This window comes from Halomonas aestuarii, from assembly GCF_001886615.1.
Taxonomy (GTDB): domain Bacteria; phylum Pseudomonadota; class Gammaproteobacteria; order Pseudomonadales; family Halomonadaceae; genus Halomonas; species Halomonas aestuarii.
On the sequence record NZ_CP018139.1, the window covers coordinates 1,652,134 to 1,678,765 of the forward strand.

Annotated in this window: 23 protein-coding genes, 1 tRNA gene and 2 pseudogenes; 11 read left to right on the forward strand and 15 right to left on the reverse strand. The window is 67.3% G+C overall.

Annotation, left to right across the window (positions count from 1 at the left end; translation table 11 throughout):
* The 6 genes from BOX17_RS07565 to BOX17_RS07590 all read right to left on the reverse strand — a co-directional run bounded on the left by BOX17_RS07565 (position 1) and on the right by BOX17_RS07590 (position 6,647).
* Positions 1–1,401 (reverse strand): amidase, encoded by a 1,401-nt coding sequence (locus tag BOX17_RS07565; protein ID WP_071943247.1) that lies wholly within the window; start codon positions 1,399–1,401, stop codon positions 1–3.
* A 52-nt stretch (positions 1,402–1,453) separates the two neighbouring features.
* Positions 1,454–2,707, reverse strand: coding sequence for a M20 family metallo-hydrolase (locus BOX17_RS07570; RefSeq protein WP_071943249.1), 1,254 nt, complete (start codon positions 2,705–2,707; stop codon positions 1,454–1,456).
* Between the two features lie 9 nt (positions 2,708–2,716).
* The gene (locus tag BOX17_RS07575) at positions 2,717–3,994 is read right to left on the reverse strand and encodes a TRAP transporter large permease (RefSeq protein ID WP_071943251.1); all 1,278 of its coding nucleotides are present in this window, start codon (positions 3,992–3,994) and stop codon (positions 2,717–2,719) included.
* A 43-nt stretch (positions 3,995–4,037) separates the two neighbouring features.
* Complete coding sequence (locus tag BOX17_RS07580) at positions 4,038–4,559, reverse strand: TRAP transporter small permease (protein WP_071943253.1); 522 nt, start codon at positions 4,557–4,559, stop codon at positions 4,038–4,040.
* 3 nt (positions 4,560–4,562) lie between these two features.
* Entirely contained in the window at positions 4,563–5,564 is a 1,002-nt protein-coding gene (locus tag BOX17_RS07585; protein ID WP_071943255.1) for a TRAP transporter substrate-binding protein, read from the reverse strand.
* Positions 5,565–5,639: 75 nt separating this feature from the next.
* Positions 5,640–6,647, reverse strand: coding sequence for an asparaginase (locus BOX17_RS07590; protein WP_071943257.1), 1,008 nt, complete (start codon positions 6,645–6,647; stop codon positions 5,640–5,642).
* 305 nt (positions 6,648–6,952) lie between these two features.
* On the opposite strand from BOX17_RS07590, the gene BOX17_RS07595 reads away from it, so the two are divergent.
* A complete protein-coding gene (locus BOX17_RS07595) occupies positions 6,953–7,630 on the forward strand; it encodes a FadR/GntR family transcriptional regulator (protein WP_244272265.1) in 678 nt (225 codons plus the stop codon).
* Positions 7,631–7,780: 150 nt separating this feature from the next.
* Here the strand turns inward: BOX17_RS07595 and putA are convergent, their stop codons facing one another.
* Positions 7,781–11,431 carry a bifunctional proline dehydrogenase/L-glutamate gamma-semialdehyde dehydrogenase PutA gene (gene putA, locus BOX17_RS07600; protein WP_071943261.1) on the reverse strand — a complete coding sequence of 1,217 codons (3,651 nt, stop codon included), beginning with the start codon at positions 11,429–11,431 and terminating at the stop codon, positions 7,781–7,783.
* Positions 11,432–11,666: 235 nt separating this feature from the next.
* Between putA and BOX17_RS07605 the strand changes: the two are divergent.
* Together BOX17_RS07605 and BOX17_RS07610 are read left to right on the forward strand one after the other, a co-directional pair.
* Positions 11,667–11,993 (forward strand): annotated as a pseudogene (locus BOX17_RS07605) (MFS transporter); the annotation flags it as partial.
* 114 nt (positions 11,994–12,107) lie between these two features.
* Entirely contained in the window at positions 12,108–12,962 is an 855-nt protein-coding gene (locus BOX17_RS07610; RefSeq protein WP_071943263.1) for a dienelactone hydrolase family protein, read from the forward strand.
* Here the strand turns inward: BOX17_RS07610 and BOX17_RS17275 are convergent.
* Together BOX17_RS17275 and BOX17_RS07620 are read right to left on the reverse strand one after the other, a co-directional pair.
* Positions 12,946–13,236, reverse strand: a complete 291-nt coding sequence (locus BOX17_RS17275; RefSeq protein ID WP_071943265.1) for an ATP-binding protein — start codon at positions 13,234–13,236, stop codon at positions 12,946–12,948. The two genes, BOX17_RS07610 and BOX17_RS17275, sit on opposite strands and share 17 nt — an antisense overlap.
* 40 nt (positions 13,237–13,276) lie before the next feature.
* Positions 13,277–13,353: transfer RNA gene (locus BOX17_RS07620), tRNA-Arg, on the reverse strand.
* A gap of 229 nt (positions 13,354–13,582) precedes the next feature.
* On the opposite strand from BOX17_RS07620, the gene BOX17_RS07625 reads away from it, so the two are divergent.
* Positions 13,583–14,338 (forward strand): c-type cytochrome, encoded by a 756-nt coding sequence (locus tag BOX17_RS07625; RefSeq protein WP_244272269.1) that lies wholly within the window; start codon positions 13,583–13,585, stop codon positions 14,336–14,338.
* A gap of 107 nt (positions 14,339–14,445) precedes the next feature.
* On the opposite strand, the gene rep is transcribed toward BOX17_RS07625, so the two are convergent.
* From rep to pyrE, 3 genes are all read right to left on the reverse strand, one after another.
* The gene (gene rep, locus BOX17_RS07630; RefSeq protein ID WP_071943267.1) at positions 14,446–16,512 is read right to left on the reverse strand and encodes a DNA helicase Rep; all 2,067 of its coding nucleotides are present in this window, start codon (positions 16,510–16,512) and stop codon (positions 14,446–14,448) included.
* Positions 16,512–17,030, reverse strand: a complete 519-nt coding sequence (gene trmL / locus BOX17_RS07635; protein WP_071943269.1) for a tRNA (uridine(34)/cytosine(34)/5-carboxymethylaminomethyluridine(34)-2'-O)-methyltransferase TrmL — start codon at positions 17,028–17,030, stop codon at positions 16,512–16,514. Before trmL ends, rep begins: the two co-directional genes overlap by 1 nt.
* Before the next feature lie 94 nt (positions 17,031–17,124).
* Complete coding sequence (pyrE, locus tag BOX17_RS07640) at positions 17,125–17,790, reverse strand: orotate phosphoribosyltransferase (protein ID WP_071943271.1); 666 nt, start codon at positions 17,788–17,790, stop codon at positions 17,125–17,127.
* 139 nt (positions 17,791–17,929) lie between these two features.
* Here pyrE and BOX17_RS07645 point away from each other — a divergent pair, with 139 nt between their 5' ends.
* Positions 17,930–18,697 (forward strand): exodeoxyribonuclease III, encoded by a 768-nt coding sequence (locus BOX17_RS07645; protein WP_071943273.1) that lies wholly within the window; start codon positions 17,930–17,932, stop codon positions 18,695–18,697.
* Between the two features lie 298 nt (positions 18,698–18,995).
* Here BOX17_RS07645 and rph read toward each other — a convergent pair whose 3' ends face one another.
* Positions 18,996–19,733, reverse strand: coding sequence for a ribonuclease PH (gene rph, locus BOX17_RS07650; protein ID WP_071943275.1), 738 nt, complete (start codon positions 19,731–19,733; stop codon positions 18,996–18,998).
* Positions 19,734–19,860: 127 nt separating this feature from the next.
* Between rph and BOX17_RS07655 the strand changes: the two genes are divergently transcribed.
* Complete coding sequence (locus BOX17_RS07655; protein ID WP_071943277.1) at positions 19,861–20,724, forward strand: YicC/YloC family endoribonuclease; 864 nt, start codon at positions 19,861–19,863, stop codon at positions 20,722–20,724.
* 116 nt (positions 20,725–20,840) lie between these two features.
* Here the strand turns inward: BOX17_RS07655 and BOX17_RS07660 are convergent.
* Positions 20,841–21,173 (reverse strand): annotated as a pseudogene (locus BOX17_RS07660) (MFS transporter); the annotation flags it as partial.
* Between the two features lie 221 nt (positions 21,174–21,394).
* Here BOX17_RS07660 and gmk point away from each other — a divergent pair.
* The 5 genes from gmk to thpR all read left to right on the forward strand — a co-directional run bounded on the left by gmk (position 21,395) and on the right by thpR (position 25,672).
* Complete coding sequence (gene gmk, locus BOX17_RS07665; protein ID WP_071943281.1) at positions 21,395–22,009, forward strand: guanylate kinase; 615 nt, start codon at positions 21,395–21,397, stop codon at positions 22,007–22,009.
* A gap of 191 nt (positions 22,010–22,200) precedes the next feature.
* Complete coding sequence (gene rpoZ / locus BOX17_RS07670) at positions 22,201–22,464, forward strand: DNA-directed RNA polymerase subunit omega (protein WP_071943283.1); 264 nt, start codon at positions 22,201–22,203, stop codon at positions 22,462–22,464.
* A 72-nt stretch (positions 22,465–22,536) separates the two neighbouring features.
* Positions 22,537–24,672, forward strand: coding sequence for a RelA/SpoT family protein (locus tag BOX17_RS07675; RefSeq protein WP_071943285.1), 2,136 nt, complete (start codon positions 22,537–22,539; stop codon positions 24,670–24,672).
* A gap of 85 nt (positions 24,673–24,757) precedes the next feature.
* On the forward strand, positions 24,758–25,147 hold the full coding sequence (locus BOX17_RS07680) for a RidA family protein (protein ID WP_071943287.1): 390 nt from the start codon (positions 24,758–24,760) through the stop codon (positions 25,145–25,147).
* A gap of 9 nt (positions 25,148–25,156) precedes the next feature.
* Positions 25,157–25,672 carry an RNA 2',3'-cyclic phosphodiesterase gene (gene thpR / locus BOX17_RS07685; RefSeq protein ID WP_071943289.1) on the forward strand — a complete coding sequence of 172 codons (516 nt, stop codon included), beginning with the start codon at positions 25,157–25,159 and terminating at the stop codon, positions 25,670–25,672.
* A gap of 16 nt (positions 25,673–25,688) precedes the next feature.
* Here the strand turns inward: thpR and BOX17_RS07690 are convergent, their stop codons facing one another.
* On the reverse strand, positions 25,689–26,561 hold the full coding sequence (locus BOX17_RS07690; RefSeq protein ID WP_071943291.1) for an SDR family oxidoreductase: 873 nt from the start codon (positions 26,559–26,561) through the stop codon (positions 25,689–25,691).
* Positions 26,562–26,632: the final 71 nt, after the last annotated feature.

A 26,632-nucleotide genomic window follows, 5' to 3' on the forward strand; every position in this document is an offset into this window, starting at 1 on the left:
TCAGGGAGAGGGGGGCATGCCGAGACATGCCAGGGCGTTGCCCAGCTCGTGCTCGATGGCGCGCCCGATGGACAGCAGCCTGGCATCCTGATCGGGCCCGGCCAGCACCTGCAGCCCCACCGGCATTCCGGCCGCATCCTTGCCCACCGGAAGTGACAGGGCGCACAGGCCCATGAAGTTACCCACCACCGTGTTGCGCAGGGCCTGCATGTTGGCGCGCGCATAGGCGCCCTCGGGCTCGAGGCTCTCGAGGGTGGGCGGCGTAATCGTCACCGTCGGGGTCAGCATGGCGTCGACACCGGCCAGGCGAGCGGCGGCGCTGGCCGACAGGGAGTCGATGACGCCACGCCGGCGCACGTATTCCCACCCGGGAATGGCATCGGCGGCGCTGACACGAGCCGCCACGTTGGGATCCAGCCGGGCGATCGCCTCGGGGAGCTCGGTGTTGAGGAAGGCCGCCAGTTCGATGGCCGCCAGCCCGCCCTGCTGGAACAGCTCGAACACCTCGTCAGTGCGCGGCAGCTCCAGGGAAACGATGCGCGCTCCTGCGGCTTCGAGCCGCCGGATCGCCATCTGCACGGCCTCGGCAATGCCCGGACTGCAGTCCTCCCAGAAATAGGCCTCCGGCACCCCGAGGGTCAGGTCGGCCAGGTCCGGGACGGCGGGCACGCCGGCATGACCCGGCGCCAGGAAAGGCTCCAGTGCCTGGAAGGCGAAGGCCAGGTCATCGACGCTGCGGGCCAGCAGCCCCGGGGTGTCGAGGGTAGGAGAGAGCGGCACGATCTGCGCCGTGGACCAGCGCCCGGCGGTCGTCTTGAGCCCCGCCACGCCGGTCATCGACGCGGGAACGCGCACCGACCCCGCCGTGTCACTGCCCAGTGCCAGGCTGGCGGTGCCACCGACCAGCGAGACGCCGGCGCCGGCGCTGGACCCGCCGGGCGTACGATGGTGGCTGGCGTCCCAGGGGTTGCGTGGGGTGCCCCAGTGCGCATTGGTGCCCAGGCCACCGAAGGCGAACTCCACCGTGTGCGTCTTGCCCATCACGCTGGGCAATTGGCGCAGCAGCGCCGAAACCATCGGACCGGGCGCTTCCCACTCGCGGGGCAGGCGCTGGGGAGAGCCGGCATAGGTGGGCAGGCCCGGTACCGCGTAGAGGTCCTTGATCGACACGGGCACGCCCATCAGCGGCCCGGTATCGCCACCGCTGTCTAGGACGGCATCGGTGGCCCGGGCCACCCTCAGGGCGGCATCGCCATTCCAGGTCAGGTAGGCATGGTCATGGGCACCACGACGGGCATGCTGCTCCATGGCGGCCTCGACCAGTTCGACGGCACTCAGCGAGCCGGCGCGCAGCCTCGCGTGCTGTTCGCTCAGGGGAAGGAGGATCGGGGAATGCGGCATGGCTGGGACCTCTGGATCGTTGTGGAGAATGCCTGCCGCCTCGGCGGCACTGTCAGGCCAGGAGTCGCGAGGCTGCCTCGGCCAGTGCACGGACAGCCACCTCGGCGTCCTCGCGCTCGATATGCTCGTCGGGGTGGTGGCTGATCCCGGCGCGACAGGGCGTGAACAGCATGGCGGTGGGACAGACGTGGGCGAGGTGTATCGCATCGTGGAAGGCCCCCGAGACCAGTTCCGGGACCTCGGGACAGACGCTGCCCGCGCTCTCGCGGAGCACTTCCAGCAGGCTGTCGGGAAAGGCCACCGGCGCTACCCGCGAGGTGACCGTCAGGTGGGCGTCGCAGCCGCTCCACTGGCGTCGGGCCAGGGCATGGAACCGGGCATCGAGGTCATCCAGCACGGCCTGTCGAGGATGGCGCAGATCGATGGTGAAGGTGGCCCGCTGCGCGATGGTGTTGACGGCATCGGGCCAGAGGGAAAAGGTGCCGATGGTGAAACGCAGGTCGTCGTCCTGCCCACTTGTCGCCGCTTTCAGCGCCGTCACCAGCTCATGGGCACCATCGAAGGCGTCACGGCGCGCCTGCCGCGGCGTGGTGCCGGCATGATTGGCCATCCCTTCCACCTCGATGCGATACCAGTTGACTCCCTGGATGCCGCTCACGATCCCCACGGGTTTGCCCAACTGTTCGAGTATCGGCCCCTGCTCGATGTGAAGCTCGAGAAAGGCGTGCGGTTCAAAGGGGGCCGGACGGTACTCGAGCCCCTTGTCCTCGAGCAGGGTCAGGCATTCCTGGAGGGCATCACCGAAGCGCACGCCGTCGCCGTCCAGGGCGGCCAAGATATCCTCATATTCCCGCTGCCCGGCGAACCAGGAAGATCCCGAGGCACCCGGCGCAAAGCGCGCGCCCTCCTCGTTCGTCCAGGCAACCACCTCCAGCGGGCGGCGGTGGGCGATGCCCCGCTCGCTCAGCGTCCTGAGTATGGACAGCCCTGCCACGACGCCCAGGGCGCCGTCATGGGCCCCCGCCCGGGGCTGGCTGTCCATGTGGCTACCGATCAACAGCGGAGCGAGGGAGGCATCCTGCCCTTCGCGACGCAGGAAGAGATTGCCCAGGGCATCGTAGTGGACCCGACATCCCAGCGCGGCTCCCTGCTCGGCCAGCCACAGCCGGGCACGATTGTCCGCTTCATCCAGGGCCAGGCGGCGAATCCCCCTCGGCTCGAGGGCACCGATGGACGCCAGCGACTGGACATCATCCCAGAGGCGCTGCCCGTCCAGCGCTTCATGGAGATGCGCTATCTGTGTCATGACGCCTCCTCAGCGGTAGATCAGGTCAGGCAGAACGGTGCTGAACCAGGGAACGTAGGTAATGATGATCAGCGACAGCAGCATCAGGCCGATCAAGGGCAGACAGGCCTTGAACACTTCCGGCAATGTCATCTTGGAGATGGCCATCGCCACGAAGAGGTTGAGCCCCACCGGAGGAGTGATCATGCCGACCGAGAAGTTGATCAGCGTGATGACGCCGAAGTGGGTGGGATCCACGCCCACCTGGGCGGCAATGGGCTGCAGCAGCGGTGAAAGCACGATGATCGCCGAGGCACTGTCGAGGAAGAATCCGGCAATGATCATGACCACGTTGAACAGGGCCATGACCTGGATGGGATCCTCGGTCCAGGAGAGCACCTCACCCGCCAGCTGCGTCGGGGCCCCGGTGATGGCCAGCAGCCACGAGAACGCCGAGGCCCCGGCGGTGATCAACAGCAGGGTGGCGGACATCAGGCCGGCACTGTTCAGCGTGCTGAGCAGGTTGCGGAGGTGGATCTTGCGATAGACCACCATGCCGACGAACAGCCCATACATGCAGGCGACCGCGGCCGACTCGGTGGGCGTGAACACCCCGCTGTAGATCCCGCCCAGCAGGATGAAGGGTAATCCCAGCCCCCAGGCCGCCGCCTTGAAGGCCGCACCGATCTCGCGCAGCGACGGGAAGGAAGCGCGGCCGTACCCCTTGAAGTAGGCATAGACGATACAGTAGGCGATCAGGATCGAGGCGATCAGCAGCGCAGGCAACAGGCCTGCCGCGAAGAGGCGACCCACCGAGGTCCCGGTGACCGAGCCATAGATGATCAGGGCAATGCTGGGCGGCACGATGGGCCCCAGGGTCCCGGCCGTGGCGATCACCCCGATGGCGAAGCGCTTGTCGTAGCCGGCCGCCACCAGGGCGGGAAACATGATGCTGCCGATGGCCACTACCGTGGCGGGACTCGAGCCCGAGATGGAGCCGAAGAACAGGCAGGACAGGACCGTCGCCGCCGCCAGGCCGCCAGGCACCCAGCCGACCAGCGCCTTGGCGAGGTTGATCAGGCGATCCGACAGCCCACCGATGCGCATCAGCTCGGCCGCCAGGATGAAGAAGGGAATCGCCATCAGCGAGAAGTTGTTCATGCCCGAGAACATGCGCATCGGCACGATGATCGGGTCGGTGCTGCCGAAGAACTGGATGGCCAGAATCACGGAAAAGGCCAGTGCCGCAAAGATCGGCAGCCCCAGCAGCAGCACCGCGAAGAAGATGGGCAACAGGGCCGTAATCATGGAAATTCCTCGAGGTTGTCGCGTGGCGTGTCGGGACAGCCACTCACACCAGGTTGTCTTTTTCGGCAGCGAGCTCTTCCGCCATGCTGACGGGAGGCTTGTGCCAGACCTCGCGGATCAGCCAGCAGTAACGGATGATCAGCAATACCCCGGACAGACCGATCGGCAGGTATACCCAGGCCATGGGCATCCGCATCGCGGGCGACAGCATGCCGCGATCGAGGGTCAGGGAGAACAGCTGAAAGCCGAGGTAGGCCATCGAGGCGGCGAAGACGATACCGAGCGCCGCGGTCAGCAGATGCAGCCAACGGTTGACGGCGGGTGGCGCGAAGGCATTGAGCACGTCTACCGAGATATGGGCGCCGTGTCGGACCCCCATGCTGGCACCGACGAAGCTCATGCAGACGATGGAATAGATCACGACCTCTTCCGCCCAGGACAAGGAGCTGTTGAAGCCGTAGCGATAGATGACCTGGAAGGTAGTGATGATGGTCGCGATCGACATGAACGCGACCATCACCACCTTCTCCAAGCGGTCAATGAGCTTATTGAGCGCTTCGAGCATGGCTCAGTACTCGATACCGACTTCGTCGTAGACCTTGTGCAGGAGCTCCGGCGTCACGATCTCCGTGTACTCCTCATGCACCGGCATGCTGGCCTCGATGAACGCGGCCCTGGCCTCGTCGGTGATCTCGTTGATCGCGATCTCGCTCTCGATCTCCTCGAGAATCCGGCCCTCGTCCTGCAGGGTGAGCTCCCGTGAGGTATCGCGACCATTGTTGAAGGCCTCGGTCATGACCTGCTGCAGATCCTCGGGCAGGGAATCCCAGGCGCTCTGGTTCATCACCGCGGCGTAGGCATGGTAAGCGTGGTTGGTAAGGGACAGATAATCCTGAACTTCGTAGAAACGCATGGTGTAGATGTTGGCCAGCGGGTTTTCCTGACCTTCCACCACCCCTTGCTGCAGCCCGTTGTAGACCTCGGTGAAGGCCATCGCGGTGGCATTGGCGCCCAGGTTCTCGTAGGTCGAGATGATGATCGGGGCCTGCATCGTGCGCATGCGCACCTCTGCGAGGTCCTCGGGGGTCTCGATCGGACGGATGTTGTTGGTGATGTGACGGAAGCCGGCACCCCAGAAGTTCACGCCATACATGTTGTCGTCGTCGAGGGTATCCAGGATCTCGCGACCCACGTCGCCGTCCAGCACCTTGACCATGGTGTCGTAGTCCGGCAGCAGGAAGGGAAGATCGAGAATCTGCATGCGAGGCTCGAAGTTACCGAGTGTCGCGGTCGGCGGAATGCCGATGTCGACCAGGCCCATCTGGATCTGCTCGATGATCTCGACATCGCCGCCCACCTGAGCCGCAGGCAGCACCTCGATGCTGATGCGACCGTCGGACTTCTCCTCGACCTCTTCCTTGAAGCGCAGTGCCGCCTGTCCGTTGGGCGTTTCCTCGATCAGCACATGGGCGAAGGTGAAGTTGTAATCCGCCGCCTGGGCCTGGCTGATCCCGAAAGAAGCTGCCGCAATGGCGGCCGCCAGTGATACCTTGGTCAGTTTATTGGTCATTGTTACACCTGGTTATCATCGTGGTGCCAGGACGGGCCTGGCGTTCAAGGAACTGATGAAGGCCGGAACCTCTCATCAGGGGGAAAACATCGCCGGGGCGAAGAACGAGGCGATCTCCTCGCGGCTCGCCCCGGTGGAGAGCATCACCGCGAGCGTCAGGCGCGCCTTGCGAGCGCTTAGGTCGGGTGCCGCGATGGCGCCCTGCGCCTGGAGGCTCTCCAGGCTGCCCGGAAACTCGTAACAGGTATTGACCGGCCCCTCGTGGCAGACCGAAGCCACCACCACGGCCACGCCGGCCTCGGTGGCCTGACGGATGGCGTCGAGCCAGGTCGGGGGAACATGCCCCCTGCCCAGCCCCTCGATCACGATGCCCCGGGCACCGCCGGTGAAAGAGGAGGTGAGCAGTTCGGGGCTGGCGGCCAGGTAGGACGTCAGGATATCCACGCGGGGCAGGCTCTCACCCAGCGGGAGCGGTGCAGGTCGGCGGGGATGCTGGGCGAGGTGGACTCGCTGGCCGTCGATGTAGCCCAGTGGACCGGCGCCCGGGGCACCGAAGCCGTGCAACTGGTAGGTGTTGAGCTTTCGGACCTGCCGCGCGGCATAGAGTGACTGGTTGAAGACCACCGTAACGCCGACACCGGCCATGTCGGGGGCCGCCGCCACGGTGATGGCATCGGCCAGGTTACGGTAGGCATCGGTGCCGTCCTGATGAGGCGCCCGCTGGGCTCCAGTCACCACCAGGGCACAGCCGGATAGCGGCACCGTGATATCGAGGAAATGGGCCGTCTCTTCCAGGGTATCGGTGCCGTGGGTCACCACGATGCCACTCACCTCCGGCTGCTCCGCCAGTTGCCTGCACTGGCGCGAGATCCCCACCAGGTCGTCCAGCTCAATGGCATTGCTGGGTTTCTGCAGGACCGAGCGCACCTCCACCTCGACGTCCACCCCGCCCGAGCGTGGCGGCGTGATGGCCTCCAGCAGCGACTCTCCGGTCATCGCTCCCGAGATGTGGCGTCCCGCCGTCCCCAGCTTGCTGGCGATCGTGCCGCCGGTGGTCAGCACGATGACCCGTCGTTTCGTCATCTCAAAGCACCGTGTCCAGTTCTCCCGAGGCGAAATCTCCAGGGGAGCCGTCAGCCATCGCACCCATCTGCCGATGAGACATCTGATGTCTGACGTCTTGGGACATGCTAGACTCGTTTCAGAGCGACTTGCAAGTCTCGCTTGCCAACCAACCCGTCAACCACATACGAACTGGCTCACACGACCGAGGTCCGCACGCCAGCGACCCGCACGCTCGTCGGTCAGCGCCACACGGGATGCCCTTCATGAACACCCACCGCCAACCTCCTGTCGCCGCGATGGAAATGAGTCGATTCGGGGGAGCCATGGAACGCAGTTCCATCGCCTTCCAGATCCTGGAGCGGATCAAGACCGCCCTCATCCGCGGTGACCTCACGCCGGGGGACTACCTGCCCTCCGAAACCGAACTGACGCAGAGCCTGGGCATCGGCAAGTCCAGCGTTCGCGAAGCGATCAAGATGCTGCAGGCCATCGGCATCGTGGAAGTGCGTCGCGGACATGGCACGATCATCCGACGCGAACCTGGCGAGCCCCTGGTCGATCCGATGGCCTTCGGCATGATCCTGGCCCGCGGCATGACCCGGGATGTCCTGGAGTTTCGCCAGATGTTCGAGCCCGCCTACACCCTGCAGGCGATGGCCAATGCCACGGATGAGGACCATCGGCGAATCCAGCAGACCATCGATGACATGGCGACCGCCATCGCCAATGGGGAGCAGACGTCGCATCACGATGTTGCCTTCCATCGCGCCATCCTTACCGCCACCCACAACCCGATGACCATACGGGTGGGACAGACCCTGCTGGAGTTGATCGAGGCGGCACTGGAAACCTCCATGCAGACGGACCCGGATACCGCATTGAACGATCACCGGGCGATCTATGACGCCTTCGAGGCAGGCGATGCCGACGGCGTCCGACAGGCCATCGAGGAAAGCGCCAAGAGCTGGGAGACCAACCTCACCTACCGGGACAAGGCCTGACGGCGAGAGCCAGGCGAAGGCAGGAAGGCCAGGAGCATGAAAAAAGGGCTCACGACCGTGTCGTGAGCCCTTTCCGTGGAGGGCCGCCGGACGTGGATCCGGCGGTGCCTGGTCGGGCGGCGACCATGCCGCCCGACCGGGCGTGCGGACCTACTCGGCCGTCGCCAGCAGGCTGGCGTTGCCGCCCGCGGCGGTGGTGTCGATGCAGAGATGACGCTCCACCGCGTAGCGCTCCGGCGAGATGATCTGGGTCTCGAGCGGCACGATGGCACCGTCACGCTTGGCGAGCGCGATGCGCAGGTCGCGGGTCCAGTCGCTGGCACCGGCGGCCGCCACGGCCGCGATGCCATTGACCTGGGTCAGCGCCTCGGCCTCGATGCTGCCATCCAGTGCGGCGACGGGTGCCCCGGCACCTTTCATCTGCTGCACAGCCTGGGTCGCGCCGGGCGCCACGAGCACCGCCGGACAGCCGGCCCCGAGGGCCTGGACCGCCTGGGCAATGGCGATGTCCAGCGTCGGTCCAAGGCAGAGCACCGGGCCCTTGGGATACATCGCCAGCCGGTTGCTCTCGCCCGTCGGTCCCGGCAGGGTCTGCGGGGTCATGTCCAGGGCCGCGGCCTCGGCGAGTGCCTTGCGCACCACGCCGCCCTTGCCGCTCATCGCCTTGCGCAGCACCTCGACCCGATCGGGCCGTGCCGCCCAGTTGCGCGAATCCAGGCCGTCGATGGCCGACTGCAGCTCCTTGAGGGTCACGGACTTGCCCTGGGGGGCCTCGTGCTTCTCGGCCTTGGCGGTCCGGCGGAAGCGGGTGACATAGAGCGGCCCGCCGGCCTTGGGTCCAGTGCCCGAGAGCCCCTCGCCCCCGAAGGGCTGGGAGCCGACGATGGCGCCGATCTGGTTGCGATTGACGTAGACGTTGCCGACGTGGATGCGCTCGACGATCTGCTGGACGCGATCGTCGATCCGGGTGTGCAGGCCGAAGGTCAGCCCGTAGCCCCGGTCATTGATCGAATCCACCACCTTGTCGATGTCGCGCGCCTTGAAGGTGGCCACGTGCAGGACCGGACCGAAGATCTCGCGCTCGAGGTCCTCGATGCCGCCGACCTCGACCACGGCCGGGGTGACGAAGGTCCCGACGTCCGGTGCCGGCAGCTTCTTCAGCAGCTTGCCCGCCTTCTCCTGGGCCGCCACATAGGCTCCGATGTCGGATTGGGCCTCGGCGTCGATCACCGGCGAGACGTCGGTGTCGGTGTTCCACGGGTCGCCGATGACCAGCGCGTCCATCGCGCCATCGAGCATCGTCAGCAGCCGCTCGCGGGCCTCTTCCTGGACGTAGAGCATCCGCAGCGCCGAACAGCGCTGGCCGGCCGACTGGAAGGAGGAGATCAGGATGTCGCGCACCGCCTGCTCGGTCAGCGCGCTCGAGTCCACGATCATGGCGTTGAGACCGCCGGTCTCGGCGATCAGCACGGCATCCGGGCCGGCATTCTGCGCCAGGGCCTTGTTGATGATCTGCGCCACCTCGGTCGAGCCGGTGAAGCAGACCCCGGCGATCCGCGGGTCGCTGGTCAGCGGTCCGCCCACCGTCGGCCCGTCGCCCGGCAGCAGCTGCAGGGCCGCCTCCGGCAGGCCGGCCTCGCGCATCAGCTCGACGGCACGGGCGGCGATCATGGGCGTCTGCTCGGCGGGCTTGGCGAGCACCGCGTTGCCGGCCCCCAGCGCGGCCGCGATCTGGCCGGTGAAGATGGCCAGCGGGAAGTTCCACGGGCTGATGCAGACGAAGATGCCGCGCGCACTGCCGGGATCCTCCGCCTCCAGACGCTCGCACTCGTTGGCGTAGTAGCGCAGGAAGTCCACCGCCTCGCGCACCTCGGCGATGCCATCGAAGATCATCTTGCCGGCTTCGCGGGTGGTGATGACGGTCAGCTCGGCGATGTGCTCCTCGTAGAGGTCGGCGGTCCGGCGCAGCACCTCGGCTCGCTCGGCCACCGGCCGCGAAGACCAGTCGCTGAAGCCGTCCTCGGCGGCGTCGAGGGCGGCCTTCACCTCGTCCGGGGTCGCCTCATGCACCTTGCCGACCACGCGGGAGGTGTCGGCGGGCGACAGGGCATCACGCGCCGGGCCCTGCGGTGCCGGGCTGCCGGCGAGCATCGGCCCGGCCGTCCAGGTGGTGTCGGCGAACTTCTGGCGCGCCGCGATCAGCGGCTCGATGGAGGCCGGCTCGTTGATCCGGTAGCCGCGGGAGTTCTTGCGCTCGGGGGCGAAGAGGTCCTCAGGCTGGCGGATCGACGGGCTGGAGATGGCATCGCCCAGGCGCTGCATCTCGGCCACCGGATCCTTCGAGACCTCGCTGGCGGGAATCGTGTCATCCACCACCTGGTTCACGAAGGAGGAGTTCGCCCCGTTCTCGAGCAGGCGGCGCACCAGGTAGGCCAGCAAGTCACGGTGGGCGCCGACCGGGGCATAGATCCGGCAGTGGGAACCCTCGGACTGCTTGACGATGTGGTGCAGCGACTCGCCCATGCCGTGGAGGCGCTGGAACTCGTAGCTGTCCTTGTCGTCGCCGGCCATGGCGACGATGGCGGCACAGGTGTGCGCGTTGTGGGTGGCGAACTGCGGGTAGATGCGGTCGCGCCGGTCGAGCAACATCTGGGCGCAGGCCATGTAGCTGACGTCGGTGTTGACCTTGCGGGTGAACACCGGGAAGGTCTTGACGCCCATCTCCTGCGCCAGCTTGATCTCGGTATCCCAGTAGGCGCCCTTCACCAGTCGCACCATGATCTTGCGGTCGTACCGTTCGGCCATCTCGTGGAGGGCCTCGATCACCTGGGCGGCGCGGCGCCCATAGGCCTGCACCACGATCCCGAACCCGTCCCAACCGTCAAGGCTCGGATCGGACATCAGTTCCTCGATCACGTCGAGCGACAGGTCCAGCCGGTCCTGCTCCTCGGCATCGATGTTGAACCCGATGTTGGCCTGGGCAGCCTGCCTGACCAGCTCCCTGGCGCGAGGCAGGAGCTCGGACATCACCGTCTCGCGGTGGGTGTACTCGTAGCGCGGGTGCAGCGCCGAGAGCTTCACCGAGATGCCGGGGCTTCCGCGCACGTCGCCCTTGGCCTGCTTGGCGATGGCGCTGATCGCCTTGGCATAGGCCTCGTGATAGCGCACCGCATCCTCATCGGTCCGCGCGGCCTCGCCGAGCATGTCGTAGGAATAGGTGTAGCCCTTCTTCTCGAGCTCGCGGGCATTCTTCATGCCCTCCTCGATGGTCTGGCCGAGCACGAACTGGCGTCCGAGGATCTTCATCGACTGGCCGACCGCGGTGCGCACCACCGGCTCGCCCATGCGGCGCACCAGGCCGCGCAGCGCGCGCACCGGCCCCTTGGGATCGTCGTCCAGCACCTTCCCGGTCAGCATCAGCGCCCAGGTCGAGGCGTTGACCATCGACGACGAGGACTTGCCCAGGTGGGAACCCCAGTCGGACGGCTCGATCTTGTCGTGGATGAGATCGTCGATCGTTTCCGCATCGGGAACGCGCAGCAGGGCTTCTGCCAGGCACATCAGGCCGACGCCCTCGGCAGTGGACAGGCCGTACTCGGCCAGGAACGACTCCATCATGCTCGGCGAGGTTTCCTTGCGCACACGATCCACGTACTTGGCGCCGGCCGCCGCTACCTGTTCGCGCTCCTTCTCCGACAGCTTGAGACTCGCCACCAGCTCGCGCAGCACGTCGGCCTCGTTGGCCGAATAATGGGCGCGGATGCTCGCGCGTATCTCGCTCACGGCGCCTTGGCCTGGCATTGTTGCATCATTCACGGTTGATACTCCCTGCTACTCGAAATGCATGCCGGTGTCCGGCTCGGATGCTGTTGCTCTTGTCGAAAGCCACTTACCAAGGGTAGGCGTCCTGACTCAGGTTGCATAAGGTGCAGGAAGAAGAACAGGGAAACCTTTTAACGCTCTGGGACAAGGCGCAGCCCCCTGGTTCGGGCCAGGTGACCGATCAGTTTAGCTGACTACCCCACGATCCAGGCAGATCGCCGGCCTCTTCGGCCTGATGAACCTCTTCCCCCGCACCCTGGGCGGCATCTTCTCGGACCTCTTCGCCCGGCAGGCTGGCCTGAAGGGACGTGTGCGCTGGCTGTTCATCGCCATGCTCTGCGAGGGCATCGCCCTGATGTTCTTCTCGCAGATGCATGTGCTGGCCCTGGCCATCGGCATCATGCTGGTGTTCAGTCTCTTCGTGCAGATGGCCGAGGGTGCCACCTTCGGCGTGGTGCCCATCATCAACAAGCGGGCGCTGGGCGCCGTGGCCGGGATCGTCGGTGCCGGCGGAAATGCCGGCGCCGTAACCGCCGGTTTCGACGTCGTAGAACGGGTTACACCCCTCCTCCATGCTGGCTATATTAAGAAAGCATGAATGAGCGAAGGCGACCCACGTCGATTACAACAACGATCAGCGGCAAGGAGATCCCCGATGCGACACCTATTCACCCTGGTGTGCCTGACGGCGGGCCTGGTGGCGAGCGCGACCGGCGTCCAGGCACAGACAGAGCCCTCGTCCACCGACGAGGCGATCACTATCCAGTCGGGGCCACGCGTGGTCGGCGAGGTCTTCGAGTATGCCACCGGCGATACCACCTATGAGGGCTACCTGACCCGCAACGCCAACATCGACCGGCCGCAACCCGCGGTCCTGGTGGTACACGAGTGGTGGGGGCTGGACCGTTATGCCCGTGCCCGGGCCGATCAGCTGGCGGCGCTGGGCTTCGTGGCGCTGGCGGTGGACATGTACGGCGACGGCAAGCTGGCCGGCCACCCCGCCGAGGCCAAGGAGTTCTCAAGCCGGGTGATGCAGGACTGGCCGGCGACCCGGGCCAGGCTCGAGGCGGCGATGGGCAAGCTGGCCGAACACCCGGCGGTGGCCGCGGGCGGCATGGCGGCGATCGGCTACTGTTTCGGGGGCAGCGTGGTGATGAACATGGCACTGTCCGGCATGCCGCTCGAGGCCGCCATCAGCTTTCATGGGGTCCCCACGGTAGCGGTGAAGATGCCTCAGGCCTTCGAGGGCAGCGTGCGCATCCACAACGGGGCCGACGACGGCTTCGTCGCCCGCGACGACCTGATAGCGATGGCCCATGCCCTCAAGGCTCAGGGCGCCGACGTCATAGTGACGAACTACCCCGGTGCCAAGCACGGCTTCACGAATCCCGAGGCCGATGCATTCGCCGCCCAGCATGACCTGCCGCTGGCCTACGATGCCGCCGCCGATGCCGCTTCCTGGCAGGCGGCGCTGCTGACCCTGGATGCCACCCTCAACGACCACGACTGAATCGGGCGTGATGCCCGGGCCGGCGCCTAACAGCACCGAGCATGACACCCCGAGGCGTCGCATCCCCCTTGCGGTGATACTCGTCGACGACATAGCGAAGGCGGTGAGGTAAGCAGAAGGCGACGAACCTGAGCCGGGTCGTCGGCACCACCTTGTCGAGCTGCTCGACGGAGAACACTGGCACCAGGCGCTGCAGGGTGGTCTTGCCCGAAGCATTGGTGCCACCGCGTTGGTGTGGGCGTTTCCGGACAGGCCGCCAGTTGGACTGACACATGAAAAAGGGCCTGCGACAGTGTCGCAGGCCCTTGAATTCGTGGCGCGCCCGGCAGGATTCGAACCTGCGACCCTCGGCTTCGGAGGCCGATACTCTATCCAACTGAGCTACGGGCGCCCATGCCTGGCGGCGTGGCGTCAGGCGGGCGCTATCCTACCCGCCTGCCCTGGCGCTGTCCAGCCAAGGGTGCCGGCCGGCCCCGGCCATGGTATGAGTCATGGGCATTTTCCAGGCGTTGGCGATGCCGGTATACTGTCATCCACTATATAAGCGCGCCGTGGCGTCCCCCCGGCTGACGCGATGCCGAGCGTGATTCCGATTACAGGACCGTCGAGAGGTGGTGAGAGTGAAATCCAGCAAGCTGATCATGGGGTGCCTGGTCACCCTGGGCCTGAGCGCAGGCATGGCCGTTGCACAGGACGACGCGGCGCGCGACGCCATCGCGGAACGCCTGAAGCCGGTGGGCGAACTCTGCCTGCAGGGCGAGGACTGCGGCACCGCCATGGCGGCCGCCAGCAGCGGCGGTGACTCCGGCGGCGGCGCCATCGATGGCGAGGGCATCTACAACAACGTCTGCATGGCCTGCCACGAGACCGGGGCCGCCGGCGCCCCGGTGCGTGGCGACGAGGCCGCCTGGAGCGAGCGAACCGGCAAGGGCTTCGAGACCCTGGTGAGCCACGCCATCAACGGCTTCAATGCCATGCCCGCCAAGGGCGGCAACCCCGGACTGTCCGACGAGGAAGTCCAGGCCGCGGTCGCCCACCTGGTGGATCCGGTCATGGACGTGCCGGCCCAGGAGAGCGGCAGTGACAGCGCCGAGGGTGGCGAGGCCATGGCCAGCGCCGAGCCCGCGACGGCCGGCATCGATGGCGAGGCGATCTACGGCTCCGTCTGCATGGCCTGCCATGACACCGGGGCCGCCGGCGCGCCGAAGAGGGGCGATGCCGAAGCCTGGGCGCCGCGACTGGAGAAGGGCACCGAGACCCTCTACAGCCACGCCATCAACGGCTTCAATGCCATGCCCGCCAAGGGCGGCAATCCGAACCTCTCCGATGCCGAGGTCCAGGCGGCGGTCGATCACCTGATCGGCAGCGTGCAGTAACGCCGCACCGCAGGACCAGGAACGGGGCGCTCAGGCGCCCCGTTCTCGTTGCGACCCTCCCCGACGCCTGCAGCCCAGTAGCGAGCCTTCAGGCCAATAGATAGCCTTCAGCCGAGTAGAGAGCGCAGCCCGGCAATGGCGTCCTGGCCTCGGGCCTGCTTCTTCTCCGGGTCCTCCCGGTCGGCCCGGCCCTCCCACTCGAGATCGCCTTCCGGCAGCTCGTCCAGGAAACGACTGGGCGTGCAGTCCATCAGCTCGCCGTAGGCCTTGCGCTGGCGGGCCAGGGTGAGGGTCAGGGTGCGCCGGGCCCGGGTGATGCCCACGTACGCCAGCCGGCGCTCCTCCTCCACGGTGCCCGCTTCCACGGCATTGCGGTGGGGCAGCAGATCCTCCTCCAGGCCCATCAGGTAGACGTGGGGAAACTCCAGCCCCTTGGAGGCGTGCATGGTCAGCAGCTGCACCCGGTCGGAGTCGTCCTCCTCGGCCTGCTGCTCGAGGATGTCGCGCAGCACCAGCCGGGAGATCGCCGCCTCCACGTCATCGGTCTCGGTATCCTCGCTGGCCGTGTCCTCGGGATCGCGATTCATGGACTTCTCGAGCTGGTCCACCAGCACCCAGACGTTGGCCATGCGGCGCTCGGCGATGGTCGGGGCGCTGGCGTTCTGGTAGAGCCAGGCCTCGTAGTCCATCTCGTGCAGCATGCCGCGGATGGCCTCGATGGCATCGCCCTGGTCCATGCGCCGGCGCACCCCGTCGATGAAGTGGGTGAAGCGCGACAGCCGCTCCATCGCCCGCTCCGGCAGCTGCTGCGCGAGCCCCAGCTCGTGGCAGGCGGCGAACAGCGAGATCGAGCGCCCGGTGGCCTGGTCGTTGGCATAGTTGGCCAGCTTCTCCAGGGTGCTCGGGCCGATCTCGCGCCGCGGCACGTTGACGATGCGCAGGAAGGCGTTGTCGTCGGCCGGGTTGATCAGCAGGCGCAGGTAGGCCATGGCGTCCTTGATCTCGTTGCGAGAGAAGAAGGAGGTGCCGCCGGAGAGCTTGTAGGGAATCTGGTAGTGCTGCAGCTTGAGCTCCAGCAGCCGGGCCTGGAAGTTGCCCCGGTAGAGCACCGCGAAGTCGCGCCACTCGGCACGCTCCTTGATGCGTCGCGTGAGGATCTCGCTGGCCACCCGCTCGGCCTCCGCCTCCTCGTGGCGGTTGACCACCACGCGGATCGCCGCCCCCTCGCCCATCTCCGACCACAGGGTCTTGTCGTAGACGTGGGGGTTGTTGCTGATCAGGGTGTTGGCGGCGCGCAGGATGGTGCCGGTGGAGCGGTAGTTCTGCTCGAGCTTGATCACCTTCAGGCGCGGGAAGTCCTCGCCCAGGGTGACCAGGTTCTCGGGGCGCGCGCCCCGCCAGGCATAGATCGACTGGTCGTCGTCGCCCACCACGGTGAAGGTCGACCGCTCGCCCATCAGCAGCCGGACCAGCAGGTACTGGCTGATGTTGGTGTCCTGGTACTCGTCCACCAGCATGTAGTGGATCTTGCGCCGCCAGCGGGCCAGCGCCTCGGGGTCGTCGCGCAGCAGCACCACCGGCAGCAGGATCAGGTCGTCGAAGTCCACGGCGTTGTAGGCCTTGAGGTGGCGCACGTAGGCTTCAAAGACCCGGGCGGCGTACTGCTCGTCGTCGTCCGCGGCATGGGAGAGCGCCTGGCCGGGCAGCACCAGGTCGTTCTTCCACTGGGAGATCTGGTGCTGCACCGCGTTGATCTGGTCGGCATCGACCTGGGCATCCTTGTTCATCAGGTCGCGCAGCAGCGCCTTGGCATCCTCCGGGTCGAACAGCGAGAACCCCGGCCGGTACCCGAGTGCCTTGAGCTCGCCGCGGATGATGTTGAGCCCGAGGGTGTGGAAGGTGGAGACGGTCAGCCCGTGCCCCTCCTTGCCCCTGAGCATGGTCCCCACCCGCTCCTTCATCTCCCGGGCGGCCTTGTTGGTGAAGGTCACGGCGGCGATGCGCCGGGCGCTCATGCCGCACTCCTGCACAAGGTAGGCGATCTTGGTGGTGATCACGCTGGTCTTGCCCGAGCCCGCCCCGGCGAGCACCAGACAGGGACCGTCGATGTAGCGCACGGCCTCCTGCTGGCGGGGGTTGAGGCCGGCGATCCGGCTGGCGATGGACATGGACATCAGGGGTTCCTCGCAGACGCGTGGGGGTCGGCCTCCGCGTGGCCGGACCCCGGATCGCCGGACCCCATGAACGAGAGCTGTCGCCAGGCCTCGAAGACCACCACCGCGCAGGCGTTGGAGAGGTTCAGGCTGCGGCTGCCCTCGCGCATGGGAATGCGCAGGCGCCGGGTCTCGGGCAGCGCATCGAGCATCGCCTGAGGCAGCCCGCGGGTCTCGGGGCCGAAGACCAGGGCGTCGCCCTCGCGATAGGCCGGCTCGTGATAACCGGTCCGCCCCCGGGTGGAGACGCCGAAGACCCGCGCAGGCGCCACGGCGGCGAGGAAGGCCGTCCAGTCCGCATGGACCCGCACCCGGGCCCATTCGTGGTAGTCGAGCCCGGCGCGCCGCAGGCGCTTGTCGTCCAGCGTGAAGCCGAGTGGCTCGATCAGGTGCAGCCGGAAGCCGGTGTTGGCGCACAGCCGGATCAGGTTGCCGGTATTGGGCGGAATCTCGGGCTGGTAGAGCACCACGTCAAGCATCAACGACTCCTGATAGGAAGGGCCCGCGACGCACTCGGGCCCCGTGCGGGGCCCGAGGGACGTTCGGCGGGTACAGGCGTCACGCCCTCGGCGCTCAGCCGGCTCGCACGCCGTAGCGGTCGCGGTAGGCGCGGATCGCCTCGGCATGGCCCTTAAGGGCCTCGCCGGCGTGCTCCTCGAGGTACTCGAGCACCAGGTCCAGGGTGACGATGCTGACCACCGGCATGCCATAGGTGGCTTCCACCTCCTGGATGGCGCTGCGCGGATCGTCCTCGTCACGGCCGCGCTCCTGGCGGTCCAGGGCGATCACCACGCCCGCCGCCCGGGCGCCAGCGCCCTCGATCAGGCCCATGACCTCGCGGATGGCGGTGCCGGCGGTGATCACGTCGTCGATGATCAGGATGCGCCCGGCGAGCTCGGCACCGACGATGTGGCCGCCCTCGCCGTGATCCTTGGCCTCCTTGCGATTGAACGCATAGGGCAGGTCGCGGTCATGATGGTCGGCCAGGGCCACGGCGGTGGTGGCGGCCAGCGGGATGCCCTTGTAGGCCGGGCCGAAGAGCACGTCGACCTCGAGGCCGCTGGCCTCGATGGCGCGGGCATAGAAGCGCCCCAGCCGGGCCAGGGCGCCGCCGGTCCGGAACAGGCCGGCGTTGAAGAAATAGGGACTGACGCGCCCGGACTTCAGGGTGAACTCGCCGAAGCTCAGCACGCCCTGCTCGATGGCGAACTCGATGAACTCCCGCTGGTAGGCTTGCATGCGCTGCGCGCCAGGCTGGTCCGCCACGGGGCCTCCTATTTAACGGTCAAGGGCCTTTATCACGTCTATCGACCGGGGCCATTTACCCAAACGTCGAAACGTCGGGTATCATACACGCGCGACGAAAAAGGGACCACGTATGAAAATCGCCACCATCAATGTCAACGGCATCCGCGAGGCCGTGGGTCGAGGCTTTCTCGACTGGCTGGCCAACCAGGACGCCGATGTCGTCTGCGTGCAGAACCTCAAGGCCAAGAGCTTCGAGCTGGACGATAGCATCCTCTACCCGGAAGGGTACGAGGGCTACTTCCTCGATGCGGAGCAGGACGGCTTCTCGGGGGTCGGCCTGTACTGCCGCAAGATCCCCAAGGCGATCATGTACGGCCTGGGATTTCCCCAGTGCGACCACGAGGCCCGCTTCCTGCAGGCCGACTACGACCGCTTCAGCATCGCCAGCTTCCTGATGCCCGACGGCAGCGACTATGCCGAGAAGCAGGCCTTCATGGCCCAGTACCAGGAGTACCTGTCGAAGATGGCCCGCAAGCGTCGCGAGTACATCATCTGCGGGACCTGGCACATCGCCCACAAGACGCTCGACCTGGAGAATTGGGCCGACAACCAGACCACGCCCGGCTTCAAGCCCGAGGAGCGTGCCTGGATGGACCAGGTGTTCGGTCCCACCGGCTTCATCGACACCTTCCGCGAGATCAACCGCGATGCCGGGGAATACACCTGGTGGCCGAAGCTCGACCAGGAGGTGCCGCGCTCCCGCCAGGAAGGCTGGCGCATCGACTACCAGATCGTCGGCCCCAACTTCCGTCGCCACGTGGTGGACGCCTGGATCGACTACGACGCGACCTTCTCGGAGTTCGCGCCGCTGATCGTCGAGTACGACCTGACGCTCTGATCACGCCCTACGTCGCCGTTCCGGCCCGCCCGGAACGCAACGCGCCGGCCCTCGGGCCGGCGCGTTGCGTTGTGGCATTCCTGATCAGGAAGGAACGATCCGCCGACAGGCCTCTCGGAGGCGCTGTGAACCCGTCCTTGGGCGCTACCAGCGCCCTGCTACGCTCTCGCGTCCCGCTCCGCTTGCAGGTCCGGGGCTGGCCATCCATGGCCAACCCGTTCGGAGCAGTGCTCCTCACCCCTGGCGCAGGACCTCTGATTCGGCCTGTCGTCGGCGCCCTTCGCCCCGGGAATCGGGCTCAGCCGCGAATGCCCAGCGCCTCGCGCTGATGGGCGAACAGCTCGCCGCCGGCCTTCTCGGCCAGGTCGAGCATGGCATCGAGCTCGGCACGACTGAAGGTGCCGGCCTCGGCGGTGCCCTGCACCTCGATCAGCCCGCCGCCCTCGGCCATCACCACGTTCATGTCAGTGTCGGCGCTCGAGTCCTCGGGGTAGTCCAGGTCGACCACCGGCATGCCCTTGAACAACCCCACCGAGACCGAGCTGACCAGCTGGTGGAAGGGGTCGCCCTTGATCTGCTTCTCGCGCTGCAGGTAGCGGATCGCGTCGATCAGCGCCACGCACCCGCCGGTGATGGAGGCGGTACGGGTGCCGCCATCGGCCTGGATGACGTCGCAGTCGACGGTGATGGTGAATTCGCCCAGCTTCTTCAGGTTCACCGCCGCCCTCAGCGAACGGCCGATCAGCCGCTGGATCTCCAGGGTACGGCCGCCCTGCTTGCCGCGGGTCGCCTCGCGGCTGCCGCGGGTGTGGGTGGCCCGGGGCAGCATGCCGTACTCCGCGGTCACCCAGCCCTGCTTCTTGCCGCGCAGCCAGCGCGGCACGCCGGCCTCGACGCTGGCGTTGCACAGCACCTTGGTATCACCGAACTCCACCAGCACCGAGCCCTCGGCGTGGCGCGTGTAGTCGCGGGTGATGCGGATCTCGCGGGACTGGTCGGGGGCGCGTCCGCTGGGACGCCGGATCTCCGAGGACATGGCACCTCTCTTGAATCGTGATGATGACGGGAAGACACCCGTGGAATGGCGGCCATTCTACACGGTCTCACGGGGGAATCGGTTACACTGCGACCCCCAGAGACATCACGGGTCATCGGGAGGCACCATGGTCCACAGCATGACCGCCTTTTCACGCCAGGATCGCGACACCGAAGCGGGCCGGCTGCAGCTCGAGCTGCGCTCGGTCAACCAGCGCTACCTGGAGCCCCACTTCCGCCTGCCCGAGACGCTGCGCGACCTGGAGCCACCGTTCCGCGAGGCCCTGCGCGCCCGCCTGGCCCGGGGCAAGGTCGAGTGCACCCTGCGCTTCGAGCCCAGCGGAGAGGAGGCCGAACCGGCCGTCGACCGAGCGCGCCTGGCGGCCCTGGCCGCGGCGCTGGAGGAGGTCCGCGACAGCGTGCCTGGCGCCGCCATGCCGGATGCCCTCAGCCTGCTCGGGCATCCGGGCGTGCTCGACCGTCGCGGCCCGGACATGGAGGCCGTCAAGCAACAGGCCCTGGCCCTGTTCCAGGCCGCCCTGGACGACCTGGTGGCCGGCCGGGCCCGGGAGGGCGAGAAGCTCGCCGCGCTGATTCGCGAGCGACTGTTCGCGGTGAACGAACAGGTGGCCGAGGTGCGTAGGCTGATGCCCCAGATCCTCGAGCGCCAGCGGGCCCAGCTGCTGGAGCGACTCGAGGCGATCCGCGCCGAGCTGGATCCCCAGCGGCTCGAGGCCGAGCTGGTAATGCTCGCCCAGAAGGCCGACGTCGACGAGGAACTCGATCGCCTGGCCACCCATGTCACCGAGGTGGAGCGCCAGCTCGGCCAGCCCGGCCCGGTGGGACGGCGCCTGGACTTCCTGATGCAGGAGCTCAATCGCGAGGCCAACACCCTGTCGTCCAAGTCGGTGGTGGCCGCCACCACCCGCTGTGCCGTGGAACTCAAGGTGCTGATCGAGCAGATGCGCGAGCAGATCCAGAACATCGAGTGACGACGGGTCTCGCCGAGCGCCGGGCCACCAGCCCGGCGTTGCGGATCATGCCGGCCGTGAAGCGCTCACCCCGTCGCCCCGCGACGCCTCATTCGCAGAAGGCTCACTAGCGAGGTGCCCGCCAGCAGGGCGACGAAGCCATGGAAGGACGGCGCCAGCAGGGTCAGCAGGTTGCTGGCGGCGAACACCACCATCAGGCTGATCAGCAGGCGACGACGGGGAATCCGTGCGCCGATTGCCGAGATCAACGGCGCACCGACCACCACCCCCAGGGCATAGGCGCTGATCGCCAGGCCCACGTCCTGGACCGCGATGTCGTAGTCATCCGCGATGCGCTGCATCAGGCCCATGATCACGAATTCGGTGGTGCCGATGGCGAAGCCCCCCAGCGCCAGGGCCTTCTCGGCCAGGCGGGGGTTCGGGGAAGGACGGGTCGAGTCCGTTGGCATGTCACGCTCCCTGGGACAATGGCGACGCCACCGCCCGGCGGTGCGAACGGGCGATGCGAAAAAAGGGGCGCCATTATTCCAGAGACCGGCCCGGGATGCGCGGACCGTTCCTCGAGGGGGCGGACGACGGCCGGGGCGGCTACAGCCGCGCCGTCATTCTGTGCGATACTCCGCCCCTTCCAGCCGACCACTCTCCGTTTCAACGTCAGGGACCGCCGCTCATGGCCCAAGGTACGCTCTTCATCGTTTCCGCTCCCTCCGGCGCCGGCAAGACCAGCCTGGTGCGCGAACTGATCGAAAGCCTCGACGGCATCCAGGTCTCGGTCTCGCACACCACCCGCGCGCGCCGCGACGGCGAGGTGGACGGCGTCAACTACCATTTCGTGGACGTGCCGGCCTTCGAGGCGATGGTCGAGCAGGGTGACTTCTTCGAGTATGCCCGGGTCTTCGACAACTACTACGGCACCTCACGCAGTGCCGTGCAGGCGATGCTCGCCGCCGGCCAGGACGTGATCCTGGAGATCGACTGGCAGGGCGCCCGCCAGGTGCGCGCGCAGCTGCCCGAGGCGGTCTCGGTGTTCATCCTCCCCCCTTCCCGGGAGGAGCTCGAGCGCCGTCTCTCCGGCCGCGGCACCGACGAGCATGCGGTGATCGCCCGCCGCATGCGCGACGCGGTGGACGAGATGACCCACCACGACGAGTACGACTACCTGGTGATCAACGACGACTTCACCACGGCCCTGCGCGAGCTGCAGTCGCTGGTCATCGCGCGACGCCTGACCCTGGAGCGGGTCAGCGAGCACCACGCCCCCCTGCTCGAGGCGCTGCTGGCCTGACCCTCGCAGCGGGTGCGCCTCGTGAATCCCGCGGCTGGCGCCCGTCCTGAGCCCGGGCGGCGGCGCTTGTCAGGGCAGCCGGGCGTCGAGTAATCTATCGGGTCTACCCAACGGTGGAATTCCCGGGGCGTTCCCACGCCGGCCGGGTCTTGCCCGTCGGTATCACCTTATTTCACTTCAGGAAGACATCCATGGCACGTGTCACCGTCGAAGACTGTCTCGAAAACGTCGAAAACCGCTTCAAGCTGGTGATGATCTCCACTCACCGTGCCCGCCAGCTGGCCCGTGGCTCCCGCGACGCCCTGCTGCCCTGGGAGAACGACAAGCCCACCGTGATGGCCCTGCGCGAGATTGCCGAAGGCAAGGTCGATGCCAGCGTGCTCGACGAGCCCATCGAGGCGGCCCCGGTGCGCGTGCGTCCTGAGTTCGAGCCGGGCAGCCATCCCGAGGAGTGATCCTGCCCTAACGGCGCAGGAGCGCCTTCTCTCTGGCCGAAGAGCCATCACGCAGCATTCAGGGCGCGCCGCATGTTCACCATCGATGACCTGGCCGACAGACTCGGCGGCTATCTTCCCAAGGACGAGATCCAGCAGGTCAAGCGCGCCTTCTACTATGCCGAGCAGGCCCACGACGGCCAGCGACGTCGTTCCGGCGAGCCCTATGTGACCCACCCGCTGGCCGTCGCCAATATCCTCGCCAACATGCACATGGACTACCAGAGCCTCATGGCCGCCATGCTGCATGACGTCATCGAGGACACCGGCGTCTCCAAGAAGGCCCTGGCCCGACAGTTCGGGGACCCCGTCGCCGAGCTGGTCGACGGCGTTTCCAAGCTGACCCAGATCACCTTCGAGGACAAGGCGGTCGCCCAGGCCGAGAACTTCCAGAAGATGGTGCTGGCGATGTCCCGGGACATCCGGGTGATCATCGTCAAGCTCGCCGACCGGCTGCACAACATGCGCACCCTGGGGGCCCTGCGTCCCGCGAAGAAGCGCCGCATCGCCCGCGAGACCCTGGAGATCTACGCCCGTATCGCCAGCCGGCTGGGCATCAACACCATCCGTGTCGAGCTCGAGGACCTCTCCTTCCAGGCCCTCTACCCGATGCGGGCCGAGCGCATCAAGCGCGCCGTATCCCGGGCCCGGGGCCATCGCCGCTCGACGATCCGCCAGCTCCAGACCAGCCTCCAGCAGAGCCTCGACGACGAGGGCCTGACGGGCACGGTGATCGGCCGCCAGAAGCACCTGCTGTCGATCTATCGCAAGATGCGCGACCAGCGGAAGTCCTTCGCCGAGATCATGGATGTCTTCGGCTTTCGCATCATCACCGAGGACGTCGACAGCTGCTACCGGATCCTCGGCGTGGTGCACAACCTCTACAAGCCGGTGCCGGGGCGCTTCAAGGACTACATCGCCATCCCCAAGGCCAACGGCTACCAGAGCCTGCACACCACCCTGTTCGGCCGGGGCGGCATGCCCATCGAGGTGCAGATCCGCACCCGCGAGATGGAGGCCCTGGCCAACAACGGTGTCGCCGCCCACTGGCTCTACAAGGCCGGCCAGACCGACCACCCCATCGCCCAGGGCAGCCATGCCAGGGCCCGCGCCTGGGTCAAGGGCCTGCTGGAGATGCAGCGCCACGCCGGGGATTCCCTGGAGTTCATCGAACACGTCAAGAACGACCTCTTCCCCGACGACATCTACGTCTTCACGCCCAAGGGCGACATCATGGAGCTGCCCCAGGGCGCCACGGTGATCGACTTCGCCTACAGCGTGCATACTGACATCGGCAACAGCTGCATCGCCTGTCGCATCGACCGCCACCTGGCGCCGCTCTCCACCCGGCTCGAGAGTGGCCAGACCCTGGAGATCATCACCTCTCCCGGGGCGCGGCCCAACCTGGCCTGGCTCAATTTCGTGATCACCGCCAAGGCCCGCTCGGCGATCCGCCACGCCCTCAAGCACCAGCAGCAGACCGAGGCGGTCCAGCTCGGCCGCCGCCTGCTCAACAAGGCCCTGGCGCCGTTCGAGACCAGCCTGGAGGAACTTCCCGAGGGCGTGCTCGACCGCCTGCTGGCAGAGCACTCGCTGACCCAGGAGGCGCCGCTGCTGGAATCCATCGGGCTGGGCACCCGCGTTGCCCATGTGGTGGCCCGGCGGCTGATCGGGCTGCAGCAGGGCGAACCCGACGCGCCGGCGGGGCAACCGCCGCGTGGCCAGGGGCCGATCGTGATCAACGGCGCCGAGGGCATGGTGATCAAGTTCGCGCGCTGCTGTCGCCCGCTGCCCGGCGACCCGGTGATCGGCCACCTCTCGGCGGGCAAGGGGATCGTGGTGCACCGCGCCGAGTGCCGCAACCTTGGCGAGCTGAGGAACGACCCGGACAAGCTGTTCGCACTCGAGTGGTCCGACGACATCGACGAGGACTTTCCCTCGGCCCTGCGCCTGGAGATGGAGACCCGCCGCGGCCTGGTGGCGGAGCTGGCCGCCCTGGTCACCGACGCCGGCGCCAACATCGAGCGCATCGACATCGAGGAGCGCGACGCACGGCTGTCGATCGTCAACCTGATCCTCGCGGTCCGCAACCGGGTCCACCTGGCGCGCATCATCAAGCGCCTGCGCAACCTGTCCCACGTAGGCCGCATCACCCGTCTCGGCAATTGACCCTCGCCGCCCCCGCCTGCCGCCGATGGCGGCGGGCGGGGCTCGTCCCGTTTCACGACGCACGACCTCAACAAGGAGAACCACCATGAGCAACAAGGCCGTGATCAACACCGACCAGGCGCCCTCCGCCATCGGCCCATACTCCCAGGCCATCAAGGCCGGCAACACCGTCTACATCTCCGGCCAGATCCCCCTGGACCCGGCCAGCATGGAGATCGTCTCCGACGACTTCGAGGCCCAGGCTCGCCAGGTCTTCAGCAACCTCAAGGCCGTCTGCGAGGAAGCCGCCGGCACCCTGCAGGACGTGGTCAAGCTCAACCTCTACCTGGTCGACCTGGAGCACTTCGCCGTGGTCAACAAGGTGATGGAGGAGGTCTTCCAGGCGCCCTACCCGGCCCGTGCCGCGGTGGGCGTGAAGGCCCTGCCGAAGGGCGCACAGGTCGAGGCTGAGGCGGTCATGATCATCGGCGACTGATCCCCCGCCATGCGCCTCTTCCTGGCCCTGGTCCCGCCGCCGGCCCTGCGCCGGCGGCTCGGCGAACTCGCCGAGCGGGCCTGGACCCGCTGTGGCGGGCGGCGCGTGCCCGATGACAGCCTGCACCTGACCCTGGCCTTCCTCGGCGAGGTCGACGAGGCCGGAGCGGACGAACTGATGACGTGGGTGGAGGAGCTGGAGGTTCCCGAGGGGGAATGGCGCCTGGACGCCTGGGGATGCTTCAGCCGTCCGGGCATCCTCTGGGTGGGCGGCCGGACGCCCGACAGGGCGCTGGTGGCGCTGCAGGCGTCGCTGTGGCATGAGCTGGAGGCGCGGGGATTCGGCCGCGGGCCGTCGCACTTCGTCCCGCATGTCACACTGCTGCGTCGCGCCCGTCGGCTGGAGACGCAGGGGCTGCCGCCGATCGACCTGACCTGGCGCCATGGACGCCTGGCGCTGCTGCGCTCCTTCACCGAGAACGACGGGGCCCGCTACGAGACCCTCGCCCGTTCGTCGACGACCTGATCGGGTCGTCCTTCCATCACGCCTTTTCGGGCAGGAAGCCCCCCGCCTGCAGCACCTGGGCATAGCCCTCCCGGAAGCTCGGGTAGCGGAAGCGATAGCCGCTCTCCAGCAGCCTGGCGTTGCTTAAGCGCTTGCTGGCCCGGCGACGCAGCGGGGACTGGATGGTCTCGGTGGCCTCGACCTTGAGCTGCTTCGCCAGCCAGACCATCACCTCGTTCAACGGCGCCGGTTCGCAGTCGCTGCCGAGATAGAGCGACGCGACAGGCTCGTCGGCCAGGGCCAGGCCGATCAGGTGGGCGAGCGCCCCGGCACAGTCGTCACGATGGATCCGGTTGGAGTACATGACGGGGCTGGCCGGCGCGATGCGGCCCTCGCCGACCTGGCGGATCAGGCGGTCGCGGCCGGGGCCGTAGATCCCCGAGAAGCGCACCACGGTGCCGGGCAGGTCGTGGTCGAGCAGCGCCTGCTCGGCCTCCCACATCAGCGTTCCCGAGAAACCGGACGGTTCGGCGGGGCTCGCCTCGTCGACCTCCTCGCCGTCCCGCTGGGCATAGACGCTGGTCGAGGAGACGAAGAACACGCGTCGGGGGGGCCTGTCGCGGCCGGAAAACTCCTGGAGCACCGCCTTCAGGCCATCGGGGTAGGCGGCGCGATAGGCCTCCTCCTCGAAGCGGTCGGCGCTGACCACATAGACCAGGGTATCGGCATCGGGAAGCCCGGTGAGCGTGGCCGGGTCAGCGAGGTCCACCGCGACGGCCTCGATGCCACTGCCTTCCAGGGCACGGATATTCCTGCGGGCCCCCACCACATGGTGCCCGGCCTCGAGCAGTTCGCGTCCCAGTGCCATGCCGATGTCGCCACAGCCGAGAATCAGTGTCGTCGTCTTCACCTTTCCCTCGCCCCCTGATAAAAAGTCCCTATTGGCATTATTCTGTCCCTTGATATCGGGCGAGATCGCCT